General features: G+C 60.2%; 18 protein-coding genes and 1 pseudogene. 11 read left to right on the top strand and 8 right to left on the bottom strand.

The features are described from left to right. Nucleotides 1–155: 155 nt before the first annotated feature. The 3 genes from CRO48_RS22595 to CRO48_RS22585 form a co-directional block, all read right to left on the bottom strand. Nucleotides 156–1,508 carry a HipA domain-containing protein gene (locus CRO48_RS22595; RefSeq protein WP_046802262.1) on the bottom strand — a complete coding sequence of 451 codons (1,353 nt, stop codon included), beginning with the start codon at nucleotides 1,506–1,508 and terminating at the stop codon, nucleotides 156–158. Next, complete coding sequence (locus tag CRO48_RS32990; RefSeq protein ID WP_082129065.1) at nucleotides 1,509–2,120, bottom strand: helix-turn-helix domain-containing protein; 612 nt, start codon at nucleotides 2,118–2,120, stop codon at nucleotides 1,509–1,511. Nucleotides 2,121–2,322: 202 nt separating this feature from the next. Then, nucleotides 2,323–3,477 (bottom strand): tyrosine-type recombinase/integrase, encoded by a 1,155-nt coding sequence (locus CRO48_RS22585; protein ID WP_082129066.1) that lies wholly within the window; start codon nucleotides 3,475–3,477, stop codon nucleotides 2,323–2,325. 110 nt (nucleotides 3,478–3,587) lie between these two features. On the opposite strand from CRO48_RS22585, the gene CRO48_RS22580 reads away from it, so the two are divergent. From CRO48_RS22580 to CRO48_RS33530, 8 genes and pseudogenes are all read left to right on the top strand, one after another. After that, nucleotides 3,588–5,186 carry a Mu transposase C-terminal domain-containing protein gene (locus tag CRO48_RS22580; RefSeq protein WP_097142059.1) on the top strand — a complete coding sequence of 533 codons (1,599 nt, stop codon included), beginning with the start codon at nucleotides 3,588–3,590 and terminating at the stop codon, nucleotides 5,184–5,186. Continuing rightward, nucleotides 5,183–6,061, top strand: a complete 879-nt coding sequence (locus CRO48_RS22575; RefSeq protein ID WP_052760293.1) for a TniB family NTP-binding protein — start codon at nucleotides 5,183–5,185, stop codon at nucleotides 6,059–6,061. The genes CRO48_RS22580 and CRO48_RS22575 overlap by 4 nt, the downstream gene beginning before the upstream one ends. Before the next feature lie 3 nt (nucleotides 6,062–6,064). Next, nucleotides 6,065–7,012 (top strand): TniQ family protein, encoded by a 948-nt coding sequence (locus CRO48_RS22570; protein ID WP_082129090.1) that lies wholly within the window; start codon nucleotides 6,065–6,067, stop codon nucleotides 7,010–7,012. Nucleotides 7,013–7,518: 506 nt separating this feature from the next. Continuing rightward, a complete protein-coding gene (locus CRO48_RS22565) occupies nucleotides 7,519–8,472 on the top strand; it encodes a DUF1403 family protein (protein WP_097142058.1) in 954 nt (317 codons plus the stop codon). A 2-nt stretch (nucleotides 8,473–8,474) separates the two neighbouring features. After that, on the top strand, nucleotides 8,475–9,176 hold the full coding sequence (gene scpB / locus CRO48_RS22560; RefSeq protein ID WP_097142057.1) for an SMC-Scp complex subunit ScpB: 702 nt from the start codon (nucleotides 8,475–8,477) through the stop codon (nucleotides 9,174–9,176). Nucleotides 9,177–9,290: 114 nt separating this feature from the next. After that, entirely contained in the window at nucleotides 9,291–9,890 is a 600-nt protein-coding gene (locus tag CRO48_RS22555) for a hypothetical protein (protein WP_097142056.1), read from the top strand. A gap of 139 nt (nucleotides 9,891–10,029) precedes the next feature. Continuing rightward, a complete protein-coding gene (locus CRO48_RS22550) occupies nucleotides 10,030–10,413 on the top strand; it encodes a hypothetical protein (RefSeq protein ID WP_245423626.1) in 384 nt (127 codons plus the stop codon). Nucleotides 10,414–10,794: 381 nt separating this feature from the next. Continuing rightward, nucleotides 10,795–10,984: pseudogene (locus tag CRO48_RS33530) on the top strand (AAA family ATPase); the annotation flags it as partial. 55 nt (nucleotides 10,985–11,039) lie between these two features. On the opposite strand, the gene CRO48_RS22535 reads toward CRO48_RS33530, so the two are convergent. From CRO48_RS22535 to CRO48_RS22515, 5 genes are read right to left on the bottom strand one after another with little or no spacing between them, the layout of a single operon-like run. Beyond that, nucleotides 11,040–11,618: a hypothetical protein gene (locus tag CRO48_RS22535; RefSeq protein WP_097142054.1), complete on the bottom strand. Its 579-nt coding sequence runs from the start codon at nucleotides 11,616–11,618 to the stop codon at nucleotides 11,040–11,042. 60 nt (nucleotides 11,619–11,678) lie between these two features. After that, on the bottom strand, nucleotides 11,679–13,313 hold the full coding sequence (locus CRO48_RS22530) for an AAA family ATPase (RefSeq protein WP_097142053.1): 1,635 nt from the start codon (nucleotides 13,311–13,313) through the stop codon (nucleotides 11,679–11,681). Continuing rightward, entirely contained in the window at nucleotides 13,310–15,136 is a 1,827-nt protein-coding gene (gene drmB / locus CRO48_RS22525; RefSeq protein WP_141402101.1) for a DUF1998 domain-containing protein, read from the bottom strand. The genes CRO48_RS22530 and drmB overlap by 4 nt, the downstream gene beginning before the upstream one ends. Next, nucleotides 15,123–18,233: a helicase-related protein gene (locus CRO48_RS22520; protein ID WP_245423624.1), complete on the bottom strand. Its 3,111-nt coding sequence runs from the start codon at nucleotides 18,231–18,233 to the stop codon at nucleotides 15,123–15,125. The genes drmB and CRO48_RS22520 overlap by 14 nt, the downstream gene beginning before the upstream one ends. Continuing rightward, nucleotides 18,230–20,242: a UvrD-helicase domain-containing protein gene (locus CRO48_RS22515; protein WP_097142052.1), complete on the bottom strand. Its 2,013-nt coding sequence runs from the start codon at nucleotides 20,240–20,242 to the stop codon at nucleotides 18,230–18,232. The genes CRO48_RS22520 and CRO48_RS22515 overlap by 4 nt, the downstream gene beginning before the upstream one ends. A gap of 379 nt (nucleotides 20,243–20,621) precedes the next feature. Between CRO48_RS22515 and dcm the strand changes: the two genes are divergently transcribed. The 3 genes from dcm to CRO48_RS22500 all read left to right on the top strand — a co-directional run bounded on the left by dcm (nucleotide 20,622) and on the right by CRO48_RS22500 (nucleotide 23,392). Next, nucleotides 20,622–21,728 carry a DNA (cytosine-5-)-methyltransferase gene (gene dcm / locus CRO48_RS22510; protein ID WP_245423623.1) on the top strand — a complete coding sequence of 369 codons (1,107 nt, stop codon included), beginning with the start codon at nucleotides 20,622–20,624 and terminating at the stop codon, nucleotides 21,726–21,728. Beyond that, nucleotides 21,721–22,173 carry a very short patch repair endonuclease gene (locus tag CRO48_RS22505; protein ID WP_097142050.1) on the top strand — a complete coding sequence of 151 codons (453 nt, stop codon included), beginning with the start codon at nucleotides 21,721–21,723 and terminating at the stop codon, nucleotides 22,171–22,173. The genes dcm and CRO48_RS22505 overlap by 8 nt, the downstream gene beginning before the upstream one ends. A gap of 211 nt (nucleotides 22,174–22,384) precedes the next feature. Then, nucleotides 22,385–23,392 (top strand): type II restriction endonuclease, encoded by a 1,008-nt coding sequence (locus CRO48_RS22500; RefSeq protein ID WP_210202019.1) that lies wholly within the window; start codon nucleotides 22,385–22,387, stop codon nucleotides 23,390–23,392. Nucleotides 23,393–23,399: the final 7 nt, after the last annotated feature.

The following is a 23,399-nucleotide window of genomic DNA, read 5'->3' as shown; positions in this document are numbered from 1 at the left end:
GGGGGTCTAAATTCACGTGCTCGCGATCAATTACGCGAGCCAGACGAATAGAATCGCTCGTTGCTTTTCCCGATTTGAGCAACGGGGGGCAGCTTTCGCGGCGCTTATCGGTTCGACTATGAACCTGATCTTTCGACCCACCTCTCTGGATACGCTTAACTCAACAGCCATCCACCGGCTCGTCCGATGTACGCGTCACGGTCTTTCGCTGGACCGGGGACTTCGATATCCAGTGCACCTAGAAGTGTGCGCATGTTGGATGCAATGAGATCGGCGAGCGGCTTTTGCCCACCCCTACCAAGTCGGTCCAAATGTCCGGCAAGCTTGGCGGCAATCTCTGTGGCGTATCTTTTCGAAAGGCGCTGGCGCGCCGCGGCGCTCGAAATGCCAACAGTCTGGAGGAAGAGATCAAAGTCTTCTCCACTTATCTCGTCCAGGGTCGTGGCATCACCAATTCGGTAAGCGAGTTCATCTGTGAGTGTATCGTCGAGGCGCGTAGGGAGAATGTCGTAACGGGGTGAAGTACGGATCCTCACACCTGGCTCATGGAGAAGCGCGAAGTTCTTTGCGTGGGCATCCACATTGCCGACGAACAAGTCAAAAAGTGTCGCTTGAATGAAGAGTTCTCTTTCTACGGCGGGATCAACTGTTGCATCGAGTATTCGCCGGACCGCATCAACGTCGAAACGCCGGCCGGGAACTCCTCGGCGTTCGTATTTGAGCGCCGACGGCAGGCCAAGGGCCTGCGCGAAATCCTCCTGATGAATTCGCACGATGCGGCCGTCTCTGTCGCGAGCACGATCGAACCGCGTGACCAGAAGGACGTTGACGCCAGCGATTGGGAGGAGCGAGACATCAGCGGTCGAAAACCCTACCTCCTGAGAAAGTCGCATTACCTCATGTTCGAGAGTCCCGTCGTGGATATGGTCCTGGTCAGGAACTTTCAGGATATGCGTCGTCGGCGCGCCAGTACCTGGTATCGGCTCGGCCAGAGAGCCGTCCGGCAGGAGAGTAAGAGCGATTTTGCTCTGCATGCCTGCAAGAGGGGAGGGGTCATCCGTACCCGGAGGCAGCCGCCGTCGCTTGTGGAGCGAGTCAACGATCGCGATCAGTCGGTCGTCGTCGATGCGCTGGTAGTCTTTCTGATAATCGCCGGGCACCTTGGTCGGAGGTGAGCCAGAGGGTAGAACCGAGATGGCACCTGCGCAATCCTTGCCGAGATGAAACAGCAAGCTCGCAATATCGTCACGAGCGATGCCCTCGCGAGCCATAATGTCGGAAAGCGCGCCATCCCGCTCTTGGAGCAGGTTGTCAAAGAAGGGACGGGTCACGGCCTCCTCGAACGGCTCTGGTGTCAAGGGCAGGGACAGCGACAAAGTTATGGCACCAGGTTGCGAGACATAAGATTCGCTATAGGCGAATGCCAGACCGCCGCGTTGATCTCGCACGAGAACTCCCACCGGGTCGGGGGATGTGTCAAGGCGGACATCGAGAGCTAGCACTTCCATTTACAGTGACCGGTCGCGCGCGATAAAGGAAATGCCGGCCGCTCGAGCGACCTGGAGAACTTTTGCAAATTCCAGCGTCGGCTTGCCGTTTTCGAGTTCAGAGATAAACCTGCGTCCCACGCCTGCCAGATCTGCGAATTCCTGCTGCGACTGTTTTCGGCGCTCTCGTAGGCGACGGACCATGCGTCCCAAATCTGCGATGCTGTCGATTTGAAAATCCGCTTGTACAAAAGTCTCTGGACTTGCTTTTGGCATAGCGACCGGGGAAGGCGCAGGCGGGAGAGCTGAAAAATCCGGCAATTGCTTGGGCAAGGACGCCTTTATCGAGGTGGAGATATCAGGAAGGTTTAGATCAATCTTCGGCAACCCTTCCGTCAGCTTGGCCGCCAGATCCGAATGCTGCATCAATCGCCTAGCAATGTCAGAGGCAGACTCGATCGACTTCATAAGATCAGAGTTTACAGTTAATGTCTTGCCGAGATCACGTAAAGTTTTCGCAGGCGCTTCGATCGAAGCCAGAGTCCGAGCCAGATCAATTGCCGGACTAGTTTGTTTGACCAACTTCTGGATGTCGACTAGCGAATCGAGCGGTTTCTTTGGCAATGTCATCATCCTTTGCTCCCGATCGGGAACATATCAATATTAGAGGATCGTTTCAAGCTCTCCTGCACCCTTACGGGAGCAGGGCAGGTGTGATGATCCTGTACAGGATCACCGGGACGACGCCCCCCCTACATTTAGGTCCGCTCGTTACCGTTCGGGAGCAGCGTGCGCCCAGATATTGAGGTGCCGTAACAGGACAGAGGAGGGTGTCTTAAAGACCCGACGCTTTGGTCAGATTCACACGGAACCGATCGCGTCGGCGTTGATATCGCCGGGTCATCTCTGCAGATGCATGACCAAGTTGTTTCTGGACGTACCGCTCATCAACTTCGGCGGACGAGGCCAAGCCAGCACGAAGGGAATGACCGGAGAACTTGAAGGCGCGCTCGATCTCGCTCAGATCGCCCCGGACGCCGGCGGCCATGGCCGTCCGTTTCACAAGCCGAGCGACCTCCTTGTCGTTCAGCCGCTCCGACCCAACAGCTTTCCCTTGCCCGGTCACGCGGCGAAAAAGGGGGCCATGAGCGAGCTTCGCGAACTTCATCCAGGTCTCAATAGCAGCGACGGGGCATGTGGCGTCGGAGGAACCTCGGCCGATTTCCACCTCCCGCCATCCGGTTTTACCGCGCAGGGTAATCAGCATGCCCTTGTCAAGGATCTGGATCCAACCGCGACCGTCTTCCGTCTGGTCCGCCTTGAGGTCGAGGCCAACGACTTCAGATCTGCGCAAGCCGCCGGCATAGCCGATCAGCAGCATGGCGCGGTCACGCATGCCGCGCAGGGTGCCGCGCTCGAGCGTCTCGATCATTGCGATAATGTCTTCCGCCATGACCGCTTCCTTCTGCACCGGGGGGCGGGCGTGGCTGTTGCGGATGCCGGCCATGACGGTGGCGATATGCCTATCCTTGCGATCAAGCGTCAGCCCGCGTTGAGCGTAGTTCCATGAAAGGGAGGAGAGGCGCCGCTCGATCGTCGATACGGAATTCGGCTTGGTGCCGCGCTCGGCCGTGCCGGAAGCGCAGGCGGTGATGTAGAGGCCGACAGTCTGCGGATGCGGCGGAAGGGGGGTAAGACCCGACCGACGGCACCAGGCCCCAAAATGCTTCCAGTCGGAGGCATAGGCTTTTCGCGTATTGGCGGAACTGGCCGCCTCCACGTAGCCCCGGGCACGATCGGCAAGAGTGGCGAGGTGAGCTGATGTCTGGTCCTCGCCGACAAGAGGGGGGAGGGGGCTTCCGTCCGACACCTCCGGCGTGGAAACATCACGCTCCGGCGCCGTGCTGAGAGACGCCGCTGAGTTCTCCTCGACGTGATTTTCGGTGTCAGTTGACCGTTTTTCGCGAGACTGGAGTTCATTTGTTTCCAAGGGATTAGCCGATTCAGATTTCGTGAGACCGTTTCGGTTTCGTTGAGACTGAACTGTCACGCGATTCAGATATGGTGAGATTACCTCGATATGCCAGGCGCGTGAAGGCTATGCGACGTGATCAGCTCAACGAAGTCGAATGGCAGAAAGTGCTGCGGCATGCGGAGGTTCTGCGGCGTCTACCGCAGCGTCCCACGGCCGGGGATGTCGCCGATGCGATGGCAGAGCTTGCAGTCAGCCGTGCGACCCTGTTCCGCTGGCTGAAGCGATTCAGGACTGAGGAGCGTGCCGCGGCGCTCATTCACCGGAAGTCGGGGCGGCGCGGGGGCATCGATGCCTTTGAACCGGCTCTGAAGGCAATTGTTGATCGCAACGTTACGACATTCTATGCCATGCCGGAACGGCCGACGTTAACTCGGCTACGAAAGCACATCGTTGCCGACTGCCGCGCAGAACAGTTGCCGCCACCGTCGATCAGACGCCTGAAGGGCTATCTTGCGACCCTGGATGTGGAAGCCATGACGCGCCGCCGCGAGGGAAAAGCGCGGGCTGATGCGCAGTTCCTGGCGTTACCCGGCGAGTTTTCAGCCCAGCGTCCGTTGCAGGTGGTCCAGATCGATCACACGAAGGTCGACGTAACGGTAGTCGATCCAATTGAACGGCAGCCGATTGGCCGGCCAATTCTGAGCATTGCCATCGATGTTTGCACGCGAATGGTGCTGGGGTTCTATCTTTCCTTAGAGGCGCCGTCGGTGACATCTGTGGCACTTTGCCTGACGCACGCGATCATCGATAAGGCCCGGTGGCTGGAGGATCGCGGGATAGCCCTAGAGTGGCCCACAAGCGGCTTGCCAGAACGCATTCATGTCGACAACGGCGCCGAATTCCATGCGCGCGCGTTCAAGCGGGGCTGCGACGACCATAACATCATCGTCTCCTACCGACCGCCAGGAACGCCCCGGTTTGGCGGACATATCGAACGCCTGATCGGCACGATGATGGGCGCGGTACATCTGCTTCCCGGCACGCATTTCTCCAATGTGCTTGAGCGGGGCGATTACGATCCCGAGGCGCGGGCGGTGATGACAATGCGGGAGCTTGAGGCCTGGCTGGCGTTGGAGATCATCGCCTACCATTCCGACCTGCATCGCGGCATTGGCCGACCGCCAGTCGCGGCCTGGAATGAAGCCATATCCGACTATCCTCGGCGGCAGGTCCTTGACCCGCTCGCTTTCCTGATCGACTTCCTGCCGTTTGAAGCACGTGTGCTGCGGCGAACCGGTATCCACCTCAACAACATCTGCTACTGGTCTGACGGCTTTGCACCTTGGATCGGCCGGTGCGAGGACAAGGTTCTGGTCAAATATGACCCGCGGGATCTCCATCGGGTCTTCGTCAAGCTGGGCGACAACTATCTGATGGTGCCAACGCGTAATCCTGGACGCCCCGCCATCACGCTGTGGGAGCAGAAGGCAGCGATCCGCGTGCAGCGAGCCCGCGGCCGCCACGAGATCGATGAAGAGACGATTTTCCAGACTATCGCTGCGCAACGTGCACTTGTCGATCAGGCGATCCGGGAAACCACCCAAACACGCAGATGGCGTGCGCGGCGTGCTCATCTGCAGGAAAGGCCCGCAATCTCGCCAAGCGTGCCAATGGACGAACCGGTGATTGCCTTACCGCATTTTCCGGTGGAGGTGTGGGAATGACGGCCTGTTCGCACCTTGATCCCGCTGTACAGGCCCATGCCGGCATGCCGGATCGAGAGCGCATCGAGCATATGAGGGTAGACCGGTGGATCGATTATCCGCGTGCCCGACAGGCGCTCGACAAACTTGAGGAACTTCTTTTGTTCCCCAAGCGTGCCCGCATGCCGAACCTGCTGATCTTCGGGGCGTCTGGCATGGGCAAGACAATGATCATTGAGAAGTTCGTCCGCGCGCATCCTCCGAGCTTCGATGAAAGCAGTGGCATCCACCATCGGCCCATCATTGCCGTGCAGATGGTGGCCTCGCCGGACGAGGGTCGCTTCTATCATCGCCTGCTTTCGGTGATCGGCGCCCCGCCGCCGACACGATCCACGATCGGACAGCTTGAAACGCAGGCGCTTCGACTGCTGCAGGAAACCGCGCCGCGCATGCTGGTTATCGACGAGGTCCAGAACCTGATTGCCGGCACCTATCGCGAGCAGCGCCGCATGCTCAATCTGCTGCGCTTCCTCGGCAACGAGTTGCGCATTCCGCTCATCTGCCTCGGCTCTCACGAAGCACGGGATGCGATCCGGGGAGACGCCCATCTCAACAGCCGCTTCGAACCTTATGGCTTGCCACCTTGGCGGCACGACGCCGACTTTCATGGATTGGTAGGAGGCCTTCTGCGGTCGTTGCCACTGCGCTTACCGTCCGAGCTTACGGACAGCGCGCTCAAACGTCTGGCCGAGGTCAATAGCGGCGTCACGGCATCGATATTCCGAATGGTGATTGACCTTGCCGTGCAGGCCGTCCTCACCGGAACCGAGCGGATTACGCCAGCCGCGATCCTCGATCACCGCGTCGCCGTGCCGCCGCCCTTCGTTACGGCCTGAGCCATGAGAGGGGAGGGGAGAACGCCGCTTCCGATCGTACCACCGCCCTTGCCGGAGGAGCGGTTGAGCTCCTGGCTGGAGCGGGTCGCCGACGTCTATCTTGTTTCGTTGGATGAGCTGCAAGCGCATGTCGGCTGGGCACGACCTGCGCTGGAGCTGGAGAGGGAACCCGCGCTTAGTGATGTGGAGTGCATCGCCGCAGCAACAAGCAGCTCGGTAGAACGACTATTCGCGATGACCTTCCATGGTTTGCCATCGCGCTATCGCAATCTCCTCAGGTGGAAAGCAGGGGAGATTTGCCCCGCGTGCTCGCAGGGCATGCAACGACCGCCACGGCTCAAAGCCTGGTCATTTGCATTTTCCTTCTGGTGCGAGCGACATCGTCAACCCCTGTTCAGCCGCGACACCCGCGGGGTCAGTGCCCTCGGCGATTATTGGGCAGCGCGCAGGGGAGGGGCAATACTCAATCGATGGGGAATGGGAAAGGGTGCCGACGGAGTGCCAGTTGAGCCGGCTTTGTCGCTGCTGCTATCGCCGATCCGCAAAGCGGCGCCTCCGGCTCCGTGGGAATTGGCCAGATTGTCGTTGCCGCAACAGCACGAGCCCTCCCTCCAATCGAAACGCTTCCGACGCCCTGCGCTGACAATCGTGGTGCCGGAATTCGTTGTCGCAGTGCCGATCTATGATCAGCAACTGCCTCCGGACATCGCTCAGCTCTCGTCTGCACCATTTGCGGAACGGTATGCGCTTGCCATCGGTGTCGCCCGCTTGCTGAACGATCCGGCGGATATGATCGCCCGCATCGACAAGGCCGCCGATGAGCATTGTCGAAAGAAGATAAAGCGGAACTGCGCGACTGTCGGTTCCCTGGCCATTGGCCAACGCAAGGAACGGCCGGACCGTTCAAAAGATAAGAGGGCGAAATTTTTCGACCCCCACAGTTGGCCGTAGAGCGACTTTTAAGGGTGAGGATGACCACAGAGATGGAAAAATGCCGAAACGCGCCCTGAGTCATTTATGGCCGAAAGCGAGCCGGCCGCATTTTCCCACCGTCGAGGCGTGGCGAGAGGGCGCCAAAAAGGAAGAGGGGCCGCTCTGTTTGGCTGTTTTGATCTGCCCCGGCACGGAATTGCTGAGACTACCACACCTGAGACGGAAATCGTGAGACTACGTGGCAAACCCTTCCGGCCAGTGCATCGAAGAAGGGAACAAGATCAACGGCCTATTGAAGGAGAGGGCGTCTGCAGAAAATGCCGCCTCCAGGAAACCACAGCGGAATCTCATCAATTCCGGTCAGCTGACAATCTACCTTTTCGTCATTATCTACCAAAACTTAAGACGCGCGTCAACAATGTCCGATAATGCAAGATTATCGGACATTCTTTGTTGGCGACAGAGCGTGCGGTTTGTTGCGATTATAGTGGCAAAAAACGCACGCACGATGTAGCTTCACATCCATGGATTCGCTCGCCATCACCCCTGCTCGGACCGCGCTGCCACCGGCCAATTTGCCGGCTTGGGCACTTCCGCGCGGCCGCAAGCTGACGGACACCGACGCCGCCTTTGCCGCCGGTATCGCCCTGAAATCACTGGATGATCTGGTGCGCGCCGAACCCGTCTGGGCCGTCTGCTGGCGCAGCCGGCAGGCCCTGAAATGCGCCGCGGCGGCCGTGCGGCTGATGGGCCGCAACGAGGACGAAAAGGCGCTGCGCGACGCCCTGCTTCTGACCGCAGCGGGCGACGATCCCGGTCCTGCCGGAAAGGTGTTTTCGGCCTACAAAAGGATCGCGACCCGAAAACCTGGCTTTTCCTCGAAGACCGTCGCCGAGCTGGCGGAACTCTTCGGCATTGGCTGGGACGACCAGCTGGCGGCGGCCGTCGATCACGCCGACACGGTCCTCCAGTCCGGCTGCGCGGCGCCCTTTGCCGCGGCGGAGCTGGTGAGCGCAATCCACGCCGGGCGTCCGGATGCCGAGCCGCTGGCGTGGGCGCTCGCCGATGCGCTGATCGCCGCGACGCTGAAATGGAACCACCCCGTGCCGCTGCTGATGGCCGAGCGCTACGGCCCGGCCTTCCGCACGCTCGGGGGCAGGGGGCGCGTCCGTCCCGGCGAGACCGCTTTCCCGCGCGCTGTCTGCCTCGCTCTGGTCGAAGGAGCAGGCAGCGCCCTGCGCTTGGCCAGCGAGATCGCGCGACGGGCCGAGGTCCTTCTGTCCGTGGCGCCGAAGGTGCGGACCAAGGGCGCCGGCTCCGTTATTCAAAGACTGCTCGAGGAGGACGCGGTGCCGGCGTCGGCGCCCGGCAGCCATCTGTCCCGCTGGGCTGCGACGCGGCTGTTCGAACGGCTGGAAGGATTTGGCGCCGTGCGCGAGCTCTCCGGTCGACCTTCGTTCCGGATTTACGGGCTGTGACGATGGCCGGAACGACCACCGCGAAAGCCAGGCGTCGGCAGGACAAGGATCCGCAATACGATGTGTTGTATGACCGGGAACTGGAGGACCTGCCGCCGGAGCTGCGCTGGCGCGAATGGATGCTGCGGGTCGAGGCGGTGATCTTTGCCTCCGCCGAACCGGTGACGCGCGAGACGCTGGCGCGGGTGGTCGGAAAAGACTGCAGCATCGACCTGCTGATCGATGATCTCCAAGAAGAACTGCGCGACCGGCCCTACGAACTGGTGTCGGTCGCCGGCGGCTGGCAGCACCGCACCCGGGTGCGGTTTGCCGACACCATTCGCGCCTCGACCGCGCCGACGCGCGGAGGGGCTGCGGCGCTCTCCGAATTCGAGGCGATGGTGCTGATGGCGGTGGGATATTTCCAGCCGGTCACACGTGGCGAGTTGTCGAAGATTTTTGGCAAGGAGGTGAGTCGGGACGTGATCGCCGCGCTTCGGGGTGCCGGCTTCATTTCATCGGGGCCACGCAGCCCGACGCCCGGCGCGCCCTATACGTATGTGACGACCAAGCACTTCCTTTCCGTCTTCGAGCTGGAGACGCTGCGGGACCTGCCGGACATCGAGGCACTGGAGGATGCGGGATTGCTCAGCTGGAGGGAAATGGTGGTTGAAGTACCTGAGGTTCCGAGCACTGATTTGGACGAAGATGACCTCGTAGATTGAAATTAAACAAAGGGTTGAGGGACAACGCTATTTGCCGTTACCCGTCTGCTGGCTCTAGCTGTTCGGCCGCATTCATGTATCTTTTGCTTCAGCAGCGTTACTTAGGAGAGGAGCGTGTTCTATCTCGCAGAATATCCCGAGGACCCACCAGGCTACGTAAACCTTTCGACGTCCACCGAATGGGAACCGTGGCTCAATGGTGTCATCCCTGCAGCTCTTCATGCCGATGTTAGAGGCCGGCTGAGGTCCAACCTCAAACACATCCTCGTAGGGCTGGAGATGAAGGCCGCCCTGATTGTGCCGCATGCGACGCGGATTTCCGGGCGGTCTGTGCTGTTCGAACCTTATTGTCAGATAATGACGTTCGAGTTCTGTGTCGGGGTATTCTCCGTCTGTGAGGGAATAGGCTCGGCCTTTTGGCTTCGCAACCAGAACGACGACGGCGCGGCCGCGGCACGCATCGCCCCCAACAATTGGATTGGCGCACTGGTGGCGGTGGCTGACCCACACGGAGCGCTCGATCTCGACATCAAAGTGCGGGGTGTCAAAGCCACTCGCGACAAGATTCATCAAGATCAGCTTGGAGCCCGGACGGAAATCGACTGGCACGCGTTCGATTATGGCCAGTCGTTCGTGCCGGCGAAGGATGCGCTTGCCATTCTCCTCCAGGTCAATGCCGGCGACGTACCGGTTGCGACCAACCTGCGGCCGTAGTGGGCGCGCCCATGGGAACGCGATGACTGACGGGAATGGACACACAAATCGCGGAAAGTGGTCGCGGCCGGGTGTGCCGCAAAAGGGATGGCAATGCGTCGGGGTGGACGATCTTGAGGAGCCTTCGCAGGAATGCGAAATGTGCGAGAGCGTCGATATTCGCTACGTCCACTATATGGAACATCCCGCTTATCCCGACACATTGGCCGTAGGCTGTGTATGCGCCGAGCACATGGAAGAAGACTACGTCGGACCGAAGGAGCGCGAGAGCGCCATGCGCCGCGCGGCGCGGCGCCGCAAGGGCTGGGCCGCTAGGGAATGGCGGGTTTCTCGACTCGGCAATCCCTACTTGAATACGGAAGGCTTCAATCTAACGGTTTTCCCAAAAGACGACGGTTATGCGGTCGCGGTCTCTCGCCGTGGCACTGATAGGCGTCAGGTTGGCAAGAAGTGCTATGCCTCGCAACATGCCGCCAAGGCCGCGGCATTGGGGGCCCTGATTTGGGCTAAAGCCCATCTTTGAACAACAGAAACATGAATTTCGTTCGCCACGGGGGCGGCAACAAGTGGGGACATGGCAAATTCCGGATCTCGATGGCTTCGATGGGAACCGCATATTCATGCGCCCGGTACAGTCCTCAACGATCAGTTCAAGGGGACGGACACCAGGGAGGAATATCTATCGAAGATCGAGGCGGCGTCGCCCCAAATCCGCGCCCTGGGCGTCACAGACCATTATCTACTCGACACCTACCAGGAGATCCGCGCGGCGAAATATCGCGACGGCCGCCTACTTGGTGTCGACCTCATCTTCCCGAACGTCGAACTGCGCCTCGCATTCGGAACGGTCAAAGGCAATTGGGTCAATTGCCATCTCCTCGTGAATCCCGAGGATCCCGATCACGTCGATGCGGATGAGATCATTGTCGCTTCCGCAGGGCCGCATAGTCCGGGCGAACTGCCCTCGATAACATATCAATCCGGGGGGGCTGGAGGACGCAGACATGCGAAAGCACGTCTGTGATATTCTGGAGGGCGGCGAAGCGGCATTCAAGGAACGCGCCCGTCGTCTGCGGGTCCGCCTCGAGCGATAGCTCGCTTTTTTTGAACTACGACAGGGCGAGATCGCCACAAGTGCTGAGCGTCAGGTCAGGATGTTTTCTCTCTCAGGGCAGCCGTGAGTCTTCGTGAGAAATCATGGAACTTGAGCACCTGGTCAGCAAAAATTTCTACGAATTCGCCGTTGGGGATAAGGCCCAGATCGGCCTCTTCCGCCGCTTTCATGATCAGTGCAGGCTCGAAATTTTCCCCTGCAGCAAACAGGATTGATGGCACTCTTTCGGCGTGGAATCCCTGCCCGATGGTTCCGCCGTTGCACGAGGAAATCGGTATCGCACCGGCCGCCGAGAGAGCATACACCGCCGTGCCCATTCCTGCATCGAAGCCGGAAAGCTCGCTGTAGTCGGAAAAGTGCCCTTCCAGAATTTCCTCGGCAGCATCTGTCCTCCAGCCGGCATCTGCCAGCTTGGTGAGAAGTTCGAGTTCTTCCTTCTGCACGAGTTCGACGTCTTCCACGTCCCATCCCCGGACATCGAAGTAGGCGAGATTTAGCGCAATTCCGTCTTCCGATCCGGCGCGCTCTTCATCCAAAAGCGGCAGAAGAGACAGGTTGACTGTCCTTCTGATCTCAACATTAACGGTTTCGGGCTGTACGCTCATCTTCATCATGCGGCAGTCCCTTCTCTTGAGGACGGTGGCTTCCGTGACCGGCGCCCCTGCCCCGATCGGCTAGATCGGATTTGGTGAATGTTCCTTCAGCCAGTTCAATATGTCCGACTCGCCCAAAATGGTCAGGTGAGCACGGGCCCGTGACAACGCGACGTAAGCCAGCTCTCGTTCGTCAGCGATTTCCCGAGTGGCGATGAGCAGCGCCGCCTGGCACTCCAAACCTTTGAAATCGCGGATATGTGAGACGGTCAGTCCGTCGAAAGTAGCCAAACGCTTTTGCAGGTGCCCGACAAGTTCCTCGCTTGCGACAAGGACGGTAATGTTGGCAGCAGCAACTTCGCCATCGACCGTAAGACCGCGAAGGACGTCGATAACCTGCTGCTCTCTCGAGCGTGGAGTGCAGGCGACCCAATGGACGGGAAAACCTTCCGGCCCATCGGCGGTGATGGCGCTGCCGCGATAGAATCGTGTCGCTGCGGCGTGGATCGCCTGGGTGTTCCGTAGATTGCGCGAGAGCCTGATCGGGACGATGTTGAACGATGCGAGTTCGCCCGTGAGATCGCCGTAGACGCTCTGGTTTGTGTCGTAGAACGCGTGCAGCGTCGATGTTTTCGAATCGACGAGTATGTCTTCCAGCGCGATCCACCACTGCGTCCGGAAATCCTGCGCCTCGTCGACCACGATGGCATCCAGCCTCAGAGAGGGTTCCGTTTGAACGGCTTTCGCAAGGAGATCCGGTCCGATTTCCAGTGCCTCGCTCAGGCCCAGGTCGCCGCGCAATCCCGCGACAAACGCATAGTGGTGGCAGAGTTCGGGAAACGTCATGACAAGGACTCCGGACGACTTCATACGCTGACGCAAATGCGAGGCAAGCTTGTCGCCGAGACACAGGAGGGCTGTTTTTTGACCGGCTGTGGCCAGCCGGAATGCGTCCTCGCAGGCTACGATCGTCTTTCCCGTCCCGGCGCCACCGCCCGCCGCCACGCGCGTCAGATGCGACACTGCATCGAGCACATAGAATTGTTGGGGCGTCAGCGTCTCGATCGCTTGCTCATCCTCGCCAAGGTAGCTGGCAAGGGGAACACGCAGCGTAAAGGGGAGCGAGAGCAACTCCTCGAAGGCCTTCATGCCGGCCTCGCCCATCGGTCCCTCGTTGCCGCCCGCAAGTCGGCTTCGAACCCATTCGCCGAGTTTCGGAAACTCGTGTCTGCAGCAGAAGATCTCGCGCGGCATGTCAGGGCCGAGATTTTGAGGAGGGCTGGCGGCGTTGGGGAATACGACCCCGTGCCGGGCGCGTATGAACGCTCCCTTTGGCCAACTGGCGAGCTCGCGGACCTTGTCGAGCAGGGTATGCTGCGCTGAAACAGCCTGTTTCACCGGATTCGTGATCTTGTGGAGGACATTGTGGCGGTCGCGGCTGAACCACTGCTCAGTGGCAGGATCTCTCGATATTTCGCCACCCTTGACCTCCAGAGTCAGCATGCCCCGCACGGGGTGAACCACCACGAAATCCGCTTCCCCGTCCAGTTCCGCGCCCGTCGATGTCATCTTGAGATACGGGCGACTGTAATAGACCGTCCATTGCGGGCCAAGCTGTTCTGCAAGCAGATCGTATACCCGCACCTCGGAGGAACGCAGAGGATCCTGCCTGATCTGGCGTGGCAGGGGTGACGGCCACATACGCGCGCCAGTCATACGCGCGCATCCGTGATCATTGTGCCGAAATAGCCCACCGATGCAGCGGACGGAAGTCCGACGAGGGTCGCCCGGTCCAGGAACCGGTTGAACTCCTCGCAGGATGTTTCCGGCGCGAGCACGCAGGAGTGGCACGCCGCCAGCGAAAGGCCGTCTTCCGGCGTCAGCATGTCCTCGATGCACAGGGGATCGGACGAGCACCATGCCTGCGATTGCACAGCTGATATGATCGTGCCTTCGATGCGGTCGGGATCGCCCTGTCTTTGCAGCCCGCCGAGCGTGCCGTCGTCATCCGTCGTCGCCGTATAGATGAGTAGCCCGCGCATTCCGGTGTCTCCGTCGGACACGTACAATCGCTCGCGCAAGGCAGTGGACGAATAACCGCAGTCCAGCGTGAGCTGCCTCATCAGCGCGTGCGCAAAGGTATGAACGAGCAGGAAGCGGGGAGTGATGACGCGTGGCGGTTCAGATCCCGCCCCGTGACGTTCCTGCCATTCGTCTCTGAGGTGCTGATCGATGCGCGCCGCGCGGGATTCCACTTCAGGTCGCTTTTCCCACTCGCCGATCGCCTTATCGTCGAACTCAAGGAAGATGCCCTCACCACGCACCTCGATAGCAGGCAACCAGCCCAGGTTCGAGAGCGAGATCTTCGCCTTTTCCGTCGCACCTTCACCGAGTGGATGGATGCGTGTGAAGCCGGTCATCGCCCTGACCTCCCGCAACCGGCTCACCTTGACGAGGCGCGAGAACCAAGGACGCAAGCCGTCCGGAACCTTCTGGGGGCGGATCTCGAACTCCCGATCGAGCCCCTGAACATAGGCGCTGCCCGTGAACTGGCGGTATTCCTCACCGCGCAGATTATCGACGTCGATAACTTCCTCCTGCTTCACGCGCCGCGCCACCTCTGCGGCGAGCTCTTCGGGGGACATGTTGAGTTCGCTCAGCACCGGCGCCAGGACCGTCGTCGCCAGGCTTGCTATGAAGGTGGCGCGTCCTTCGGCTACGTTGACGATCGGCTCCCAGTACACTCCAAGCGCTTCCTGCAAGCGGTCCGACCATGGCGGGATGCTGAGGGCGGATTCAATGACGGGAAAGTAGAGGTTCGACGCGCCGCGCTGTGTGGCACGCGGATGGTGGGAGCAGTCCTGGTGGCCGCCGGCGAGCCAGGGACGCCGGCCGGAACAGGTCGAGAATTTCTTCCAGGTTTCTTTCGAGAATATACCATCCATGGACTTCGTCGAGCCGCACTCGGCGCAACTGAGGATGAGGCCCGCAAGACCGGCCTGTCGTGATTCCAATTTGAGAAAGCGCTTGTTCCTGCAGCCTTCCTTGTGGCCGACCCACCAGTGCCACGGAAACTCATCGAGATGGCCGGATTCGCACGCAAGAACGAAACGGACCGGCACGACGTAGACCTTTCGCCGGCCGGGCGCCTCACTGGTGCATTTCTGGCAATGGACGCCGGCGCGGCCGGCCTCCTCGCCCCATTCCTCCACCTTTGCAATCCGGTCGCATTTCGGGCACTGGAGCCATTGCGGAAACCGCACGGCCGGCAAGGCTCGTTCGGCATCCTTCTCGCGGGCAGGGTCACGCACCGGAGGAAGTCTGAAACCCTTGACCCCGAGTTTCTTCTGTAGGCGCTCTTCGCGGATCGCCTGCTCATTGAGCATGCCGGCCGGCGGAAAACTCTCGTCCCATTGCTCGAGCCCGGCTGCGACGGCGGAGATGGTGGCTTCGCCGGCACGAAAGTCGACGATCGCGCCCGGACCGAACGTCGCCACGGCCGCGCTTCTGCGGAGTTCCCCAAGGTCATACCGTGCCATCTGTTTTCCTCCGCAGCCCTTCGGCAAGCCTGTAGTTCGTCGAGGGTTCTACCCCTCTCATTGAATTGGGAGTGGGCCAGGCCTGACCGACGACCCTTCCGGCTGCCCGCTTGGCAGCCGCGGCTTCGGCCGACTGCAGCAGCGTGTCTTTCTTATACTCATTCCAGTAGACCTGCGGTGCCCTGCGGCGCCATCTGTTCAGGCGCTCTCTCAGTTCGGTCTCGACGTCGGTTTCCAGGGGATCGACATCCTTCGCCCGCTTGCCGACCTTCAAGATCAGCTCTTCTGCAGCGTCGAGCGCTGAATCATTCAGCACCGGCGAATCCAGCATGCCGGCGGCCAGATGCCGGATAATGGCAACGAGAACTGCATGCAGGGCGCGGTCGCGCGCCCTCGACGCAAACGGTGTGACGCTGGTAGCCTCGACCTCGCGATAGAGTGTCGAGTGCCATGTCCGGAACGTCTCGTAATGAGAACGGTCGCGGGGTTTGGCGTTGTTGAGAACCGGGATGACCAGTCCAGATACCGATCCGCGTCCGACGCGGCTCGTCGCCTGGATGTACTCCGCCATCGTCTTTGGCTGACCGTTGACGAGCATCAGGCCGAGTCGGGAAATGTCCACGCCTACGCTGACCATGTTGGTCGCGAGCAGAACGTCGACAGCTTCCGGATGGCCGGCCTTTCGTTCGAGTTGGCTGAGCATGCCGGTGATTTCCTTCTGGGTCCGGCGTGATGTCAGTTCCTCGACGAACTGCAATGTCCGCCTTTCCTCGTGGCGCGCATCTGCGAACAGTCGGATGCTGTCGTGAACGTCGTCCTGCATGAGAACGAGGGCACCGCCGAGTTCGCGCAGCGAATTGAAATAGGCGACGAGCGTCCAGTAATGATCCTGGTGTTCGGGTGGCAAGCCAGCGAATGCACTCTGCAGCAGGGATGCCGCGGCTGCCTGAAGTGTGAACTTGGCCGACCGGCCTGCCGTAGTGATACCGACATACCGTCGCCCCGGTAAGGAGGGGTCGACGACTGTAAAACCGGAATCGTCGGCCGACAGCCCCGGAGGAGGGAACTGACATGTCTTCCGGTCGAACAGGGCGCGCACCTGTTCGGGTGCGCGGCGAATGGTGGCTGTGGATCCGATGATTTTTGGCCGGGTGCCGTCGGCGGAGAGAATGAGGTCGAGAGCCGATTCGTAGAGACCAGCCAGTGTTCCGAGTGGCCCCGAAATCAGATGCAGTTCGTCCTGCAGGATCAGTTGTGGCTGGGCTTTCGATCCCACCGCAAACAGGACTGCGGTGCGGGAATTGCGAACAATCTGAGCGAACTTGTCGATCGTTCCCACGAGCAAGGTCGGTCGCGCAGCGTAGACGTCCTCGTCGACCGTCCACACCGGAAGCGGCGTGCTGCCGGCGAGCGTGCAGTCAGCAGTGCGGCAGAAAATCTGCACCGGATCGGCAGGCAATGGCTGGTGATAGTTCAGCGCTTTCCTGCAGCAGGGGCACTCGAGCAACTGTTCGGGACTGGACCTTGAATCATCCGTTCTGCTGTTGAACGCGCTCTGGCGCGTGTTCGGTGTTGAATTTTCCCCGACCCACAGGCCAATCGAAAACGGCTCATCGCCAAGACCCGTCACATTCTCGGGACCAAACTTTCCACGTCGGATGACCTCGCAGGCGCAGATCATCGCCGCGGCGCGAATGAATTGCTGGGTCGTGAGCAGACGCAGGGTATAGCGCATGATCACCGAAACACCTGCACCGTTATCGGCATTGGGCCTGCTCAGGCGGCGATGGAATGCGATAAACGCGATGAGGCCGAGATAGGCCTCGGTCTTGCCGCCACCGGTCGGAAACCACAGGAGGTCCATGGTGTCGCGATCGGGATGTTCCGACAGGGCGGCGCTTTCGATCGTCAGGAGAAGGAAGCCGAGCTGGAACGGGCGCCAGATCAGTTCGCCGAGACCGGCCCATTGACGCTGTGTCGTCATAGCAAGGTTGGCCAGCCTGAAGGCGCGGGCGCAGGCAGGATCTGTTTCGAGGAGTCTTACGCCGCCGCGCATGCGATCAAGGATGTGCTCCGCCTCCGCCAGATGTCTTGTCGCAGCGTCGGCCAGTTTGCCTCGCAGGTGTCCCGTTTCGTCCTGCTGGATGAGGATCCAGCGCTCGTATGCATCACAAAGACGGCGGAGTGCTGCTGGCAGGGCGGAGTGATCGCAAGCCGCCAGCCAGTTTGCTGAAAGCGGCTGACAAACGCCATCGTTCAGGTCCGCGAAGACGGCATGTCCATCTGGTGTCACCGCGGCGACTACGGTTTCCGGGATCCATTCAGTGCGGACCAGCGTGGCCCCATCACCATCTGCTGTTTCGACCCAGTCGGCCGAGCAGGTGTGACCGGCGGCGTATTCCCGGGCATGGCGATAGAGAAGCGCTGAGGACCAGTCTTCCTCGTCGACCGGACTGCGGCGGCTGGGGCGAGAGATGAGCCGGCATCCACTGCCGGCCCGGATATCGACGGAAACTTGAAATATCGTCGCCTGCTCCAAAGCTGCCCGTCCCTGCTCAGCAGGCATCGCATCATTCACGAGGGTGAGCGTGGATAGCAGGCCACGCTCGAAAGGTACGGTGCGGGAGTTCAGACGCAATTCCGGGAAGCCGTATTGGTCCAGGGAAATATCCGCGGCCGGCTCGTCCAGTGCGACCTCGATCGGACCTATCGAGTTCTGGCGCCGGCTCCAGTGATTCCTGCCGCCGCTTTCCGAAGGCGAATAGGTTCCGAATTCGAGTTGCACATCGACCGTCGGTCTCTGGTCAAGGGTCGCTGTCACGGCAAAAGAAATTCCTGCTGTCGATGGACGTCGCATGCCGACCGACCGGGCCTGCACCTGCTCGGGCGTGTCATCGCCGTCGTCGTCACCACCACCGACAGCGACGGACAGTCGTTCGTCTTCGTCAGGAGAGATGGCAGTGTTTCTGGGCCAGAGTATTCCCGTCAGATAAACGTCCGACGGTCGCGCAGCCAGCGTTTCATCGACCTCGCGGGGACCCATGAGATCCTCGCGCATGCGCCGGATGAGCGCGTCCCGAGGCATTTCGACTGTCATGAGCGTCCTTTCAGTTTCGACCATCCGAACCCGACCAGCATCGGTGCAAGCATGAAACCGCTCGATCGCCATGGTTCGTGGAGGCGTTCAAGAACGGGGTCACCGGGCCGAACGACAAGGGTGCGCAGCCCTATAGAGCGGATTTTGGCGAGGTAGCCTGGCTGAGGCCATCGGTTAGTTGCTTTGGCGATTTCGCGGAAATCCGTTCTTACCCTGTCGGCCAGAACTGCAATACGCTGCTGCTCCGGAGTGACGAGCTCCATGTTCCATCCGAGATCGCCTTTTGCAGCGGCATAAAGATCCTGCATCGAGGGATTGAGGGCGATGACCAATTGTGCTTTCCGCGCCTCCTCTTCGGAGAACGCGGCCACGCCCACGAGACCTTCGGCGTCGAGATCTCCGGATCGCCCGATTTCGATCAGTAGTTTGTCTTTCGGAAGCCGTTTCCAGACCCTTCCGTCGATGTTGCCGGATTGCCGGCCAGGCGCGTCGCCGACGGAGAGGCGGTGTTTCGCACGCGTCGCTCCGACATACAAGACCCTGATCTCCTCTTCGTCATCGGCATCATCCTCAAGAGGTGGAAGAAAGAGAAATACATTATCCCCCTCCCGGCCCTTGCTGGCGTGGATCGTGCCGACGACGGGCCCTCCATCGCCGTACTCCGGTGAGGTGAAAATGACAGGGGGGCTGGATCTGCCAAGCAGTTCTCTCAGCCGATGGAGATCTACCAGGTGTCCAGTCACACCGGCACCCTCGACCATCAGCTGCCATGCCCGTTCCGCTGTGAGCGGCGCAGCCGATTCATCGATCCTTGTTTGCCAGAGCTCGGTGAAGTCATCATCAGATACCCGGCGCCCGGCGTAGTCCCAGAAAATCTGCGCCAGCCACGGAAGGATGCGTGACGGAAGCCCCGACATACGAAGCCGATGCGGTATCTCGCTGTTTTTTCCCGAGATGGTGAGAGCATCGCAGCGTTGCCTTACCAGGACAAGCGAGTTTGCAGGCACCCCGGTCAGGTCGAGGTCCCATGACTGGCCGAGCTGATTTGCCGCAAGTCGACGGATCTCGCCTCTGACCAGTTCGCCTTTCCTGCTTGCGGGCAGACGCTCGTCGAGGACCCGCTGCCGCACGTCGGTAAATATCTTCAGGAGGGCAGGATCGGATGTGCGATGTACCCGCCGAAGTTCGCGTGGCTCGAACGAACGGCGCTCCAGCTCCTCCACGAAAATCTCGCCGTCGTCATCGCCATGACTGTCCTCGGTGAAGCCGTAGATTGCCTGGGCCCGATCGCAAAAGACGGTGACGCCGCAACCCTCATCAATACCGTCAACCATTGCAAGAAGGAGCCGGGCCCGGTCGCCTATAATATCCTGTGCCTCGTCGATGACCAGGTGTCTGATGCGTCCGAGATATTCCTGGACATCCTCGTCCTCGAGAACACGCTCCAGCGTTGTGCGTATGTTGTCGTTGTGTGACCCCGTGAGTCTCGCCTCGGAGGAAAAGCCCGACTGAATTGCCCAGGCATGGGAATCGAGCGTCGCGATCTTCACGGCGGTCGCGTCCGCCGGATCATCGAGGTAGCTCTCGAGCCGGTTTCTGATTTCCTGAATCGCAGTGCGTGTGAAACTGACAAGCCAGATCCGGCTTGCCGGAACGCCCTCCCCTATGAGCGCTGCCACGCGGGAGCAGGCGACAAAGGTCTTGCCCGTTCCCGGGCCTGCGTTCACCAGTAGCCGTGCTGAACCGCCCGCCGAGATGACCGCATCCTGGAGGACATCGTCTTCTTCGTCATGGCGCACAAGGTTCTCGTTTGCCGGCGAGTTATCGCCGTCTTCCGGGATTGGCCCATTGTCGAGATATACGATGCCATCAGCCACTGGCCAGAACTGGCGTTTGAAGCGAATGACCGGACCTGCGGCGGTTTCGCGCAACGGCCTGACAACGCGGGCTATTTCCCGACCCGCCCGAACTATGCTGACTTCGATATCGCCGGAAAATACCGACTGCATGCGCCCCCCGTTTCCTCCCGGCGCTCCCGAAGCCAGTCGAAATTTTCGTGTTATGGTCGCATAGTAGCAAGTCGGCTATCTCTTGCAATATAAACGTATAATCCCTTGTGCTATGCACTTGTCTGCTGAGAGCCTTGGAAAATGTCGGAACATTTTATGAACATGGCTTGCTATCCGGGAGCATTTTTGCCAGCCTGGCAAAAAATGACCCAGCGATGGCAGGTGATTCGTGCATCAGACACAACCGGAAGAAAACGAATTCAATCAGTTGTGTCAGCGGGCCGGTCTCACCCCCGGTGAAGCTGGTTCAGTCTTGGCAGTGTCGGATCGTACGATCGCACGTTATGTGAACGGTAGCAGCCGCCCATCCGACCTTGCCATGCGCGTGCTTAAGGAAGCGGCTGACAAAAAAAGCGCGGCCACGAGCCCGATCTCCTTCCGTTTCATCGATCTGTTTGCCGGAATTGGCGGGCTGCGGATCGGTTTTCAGGGCATCGGAGGTCACTGCGTCTTCACTTCGGAATGGGACGAGAACGCCCAGAAGACCTATGGTCTCAACTTCCGGGACAACCATCGCCTTGCCGGCGATATCCGGGCGTATTCGGAGAACCCCGATCTCATTCCTGAACACGACCTTCTGCTGGCGGGTTTCCCCTGCCAGCCGTTCTCGATCGCCGGCGTCTCGAAGAAGAATGCTCTTGGCCGGCCGCACGGCTTCCTGTGTGATACGCAAGGCACGCTGTTCTTCGACACCGCCCAGATCATCGCGCACCATCGGCCTGCGGCCTTCGTGCTTGAAAACGTCAAGAACCTCGAGAGCCATGACAAGGGTCGAACCTTCGCCACGATCATGAACGTCCTGCAGAACGAGCTAGGCTATCATGTCCAGACGCGTGTGATCAGTTCGGAGCATTGGGTGCCGCAGCGGCGTGAACGCATCTTCATCGTCGGCTTCCGCGAGCCGACCGGCTTCGACCTGAAGTCACTCAAGCTCCCGGATCGCGGCCCGAAGCTTGGCAGCATTCTTCAGCCCCATGACGAGGTCGATCCGAAATACACCCTTACTCCGCGCCTCTGGGAGTACCTGCAGGCTTACAAGGAAAAGCACACGTCCAAGGGCAACGGCTTCGGATACAGCCTTTTCGGTCCCGATGACGTGACGCGGACATTGTCGGCCCGCTATTACAAGGATGGCTCGGAGATCCTCGTTGCGCAGCCAGGAAAGCGACCGCGTCGCCTGACGCCTCTCGAATGCGCCCGTCTGATGGGCTTCGACCGTGGAGATCGCCGCTGGAAGATACCAGTCTCCGACACGCAGGCGTATCGCCAGTTCGGCAATGCGGTCGTCGTGCCGGTTGTCGAGTTTCTCGCCGACGCCATGAAACCCTGGATCGAGTCCTCTCTCCTGAGAGGGGCAGGCCGGTCGATGGCCGCGCCGGTCACTGTGACCCGGCCTGATCGCGAGCGGGTACGCGCTCATGGCTGATATCGTCACGGCTGAGGTACGCAGCCGGATGATGTCGCGAATTCGTGGCGCCAACACGAAACCGGAGCTTCTGCTACGCAAAGGACTCCATGCTCTGGGTTTTCGTTTCCGGCTGCATGATCGCTCGCTGCCGGGAAAGCCGGATATCGTGCTCCCCCGTTTCAAGGCGGTTATTTTCGCACATGGCTGCTTCTGGCATGGGCACGACTGCCACCTCTTCAAATGGCCTTCGACCCGACCGGAATTCTGGCAGGCAAAGATAGCCCGCAATCGTACCGTCGATGAGCGCGCTGAAGCGGCGCTGGCGGAAGCCGGCTGGAGGCAGGCCGTTGTGTGGGAGTGCGCGCTGAAGGGCAAAACACGGCTGCCGCTCGAGGAGGTCATTACCGCTTGTGCTGAATGGCTAAGATCTGACCGGCCGCGGCTCGAAATCAGGGGAGGGTAGGATGCGCCGTGGGCTGTTATCGGATCTGTTCATCGGGGTCGTCGCCAAACGGCTGACGCTTGTGGAGACCATTACCCCGAAATCGAACCAGCACGAGTTTCAGGGGACAAGGCCGCTGCGACGCTTGCTAGGCGACAATGACCGCAGGGGTATTCCGACACGGTTCATATGGATATCCGGCGAGCAGGAGGCCCTTTCCGAGGAAGGATTTATGAGCTGGTCAAATGTGCGGAAAGGAAAGCCGCGGGCGCCAGAGTATCACCTTTACTATTCAGGCAATGCAGTTACTGAACTCATGCAGCCAAGCGATATGCTGTTCCTCGCATTGCAGAGAGACGGCTCGATCCTTGTCGTCGTCACACCTTCCGCTACGATCCAGAACCAGCTCGTCTGGTTGTTCGCGCTTGAGGAGCAGCCGGAATTCGCCTTTACGTTTCAGGAGATTGATGGGGCGCATAGTGCCGAGCTGGACTTCGCGGCGCGCTACATACTCGACGAGCTGGGCATCGAGCCCGAAGAGCCTGAAGCCGATCGCCTTGATGCGTTGATCGAGCCGTTCGGTCTGGAGTTTCCGAAAACGCGCATCTTCTCGGAACTCGCCCGGGCCTCGATGCCAGAAGTGTCAGCCGCCGATGATCCGGACCTCGCTCTGATCGCATGGATGGATCGTGAGGAGCAGCTGTTCAAGCGGCTCGAAAGGCGCATCGTCGCCGCCCGGATCGGCGACGGGTTCCGTGCACCTGGCGGAGCCGACGTAGACGGCTTTCTCTCATTCTCCCTGAGCGTGCAAAACCGGCGAAAGGCGCGAGCCGGGCAGGCGCTGGAAAATCACCTTGAAGCCGTGTTCGATGCGCAGCGCATTCGTTATGTCCGCGGTGCAGAGACGGAGAACCGCAACAAGCCGGATTTCCTGTTTCCCGGACAGGCAGAATATCGCGATCCGCTATTTCCGGACGCAAGGCTCACGATGCTTGGAGCAAAATCCACGCTGAAGGATCGCTGGCGGCAGGTTTTGTCCGAAGCCGTTCGTATTCCGGAGAAGCATCTGCTGACACTGGAACCGGGTATCTCGGAGAACCAGACGGACGAGATGCAGGCGAAACAGCTTCAACTCGTTGTGCCCCGCCGGCTGCATGGCACCTATCGGCTGACGCAGCAGGCATGGCTGATGGACATGGACGGCTTTATTGAAGTTGTCAGGTCCCGGCAGGACGCCTGATCTGCTC

Origin of the sequence: Rhizobium subbaraonis (assembly GCF_900220975.1) — a bacterium.
GTDB classification, from domain to species: Bacteria; Pseudomonadota; Alphaproteobacteria; order Rhizobiales; family Rhizobiaceae; genus Mycoplana; species Mycoplana subbaraonis.
Note: the sequence above shows the minus strand (reverse complement) of the source record. Positions and strands in the feature narration are given on the sequence as shown.

Coding starts and splice junctions, on each gene's coding strand:
- CRO48_RS22595 (WP_046802262.1), bottom strand. CDS start 1,508: ATGGAAGTGCTAGCTCTCGATGTCCGCCTTGACACATCCCCCGACCCG.
- CRO48_RS32990 (WP_082129065.1), bottom strand. CDS start 2,120: ATGATGACATTGCCAAAGAAACCGCTCGATTCGCTAGTCGACATCCAG.
- CRO48_RS22580 (WP_097142059.1), top strand. CDS start 3,588: ATGCGACGTGATCAGCTCAACGAAGTCGAATGGCAGAAAGTGCTGCGG.
- CRO48_RS22575 (WP_052760293.1), top strand. CDS start 5,183: ATGACGGCCTGTTCGCACCTTGATCCCGCTGTACAGGCCCATGCCGGC.
- CRO48_RS22570 (WP_082129090.1), top strand. CDS start 6,065: ATGAGAGGGGAGGGGAGAACGCCGCTTCCGATCGTACCACCGCCCTTG.
- CRO48_RS22565 (WP_097142058.1), top strand. CDS start 7,519: ATGGATTCGCTCGCCATCACCCCTGCTCGGACCGCGCTGCCACCGGCC.
- scpB (WP_097142057.1), top strand. CDS start 8,475: ATGGCCGGAACGACCACCGCGAAAGCCAGGCGTCGGCAGGACAAGGAT.
- CRO48_RS22550 (WP_245423626.1), top strand. CDS start 10,030: ATGTGCGAGAGCGTCGATATTCGCTACGTCCACTATATGGAACATCCC.
- CRO48_RS22535 (WP_097142054.1), bottom strand. CDS start 11,618: ATGATGAAGATGAGCGTACAGCCCGAAACCGTTAATGTTGAGATCAGA.
- CRO48_RS22530 (WP_097142053.1), bottom strand. CDS start 13,313: ATGACTGGCGCGCGTATGTGGCCGTCACCCCTGCCACGCCAGATCAGG.
- drmB (WP_141402101.1), bottom strand. CDS start 15,136: ATGGCACGGTATGACCTTGGGGAACTCCGCAGAAGCGCGGCCGTGGCG.
- CRO48_RS22520 (WP_245423624.1), bottom strand. CDS start 18,233: ATGACAGTCGAAATGCCTCGGGACGCGCTCATCCGGCGCATGCGCGAG.
- CRO48_RS22515 (WP_097142052.1), bottom strand. CDS start 20,242: ATGCAGTCGGTATTTTCCGGCGATATCGAAGTCAGCATAGTTCGGGCG.
- dcm (WP_245423623.1), top strand. CDS start 20,622: ATGCGCGTGCTTAAGGAAGCGGCTGACAAAAAAAGCGCGGCCACGAGC.
- CRO48_RS22505 (WP_097142050.1), top strand. CDS start 21,721: ATGGCTGATATCGTCACGGCTGAGGTACGCAGCCGGATGATGTCGCGA.
- CRO48_RS22500 (WP_210202019.1), top strand. CDS start 22,385: ATGAGCTGGTCAAATGTGCGGAAAGGAAAGCCGCGGGCGCCAGAGTAT.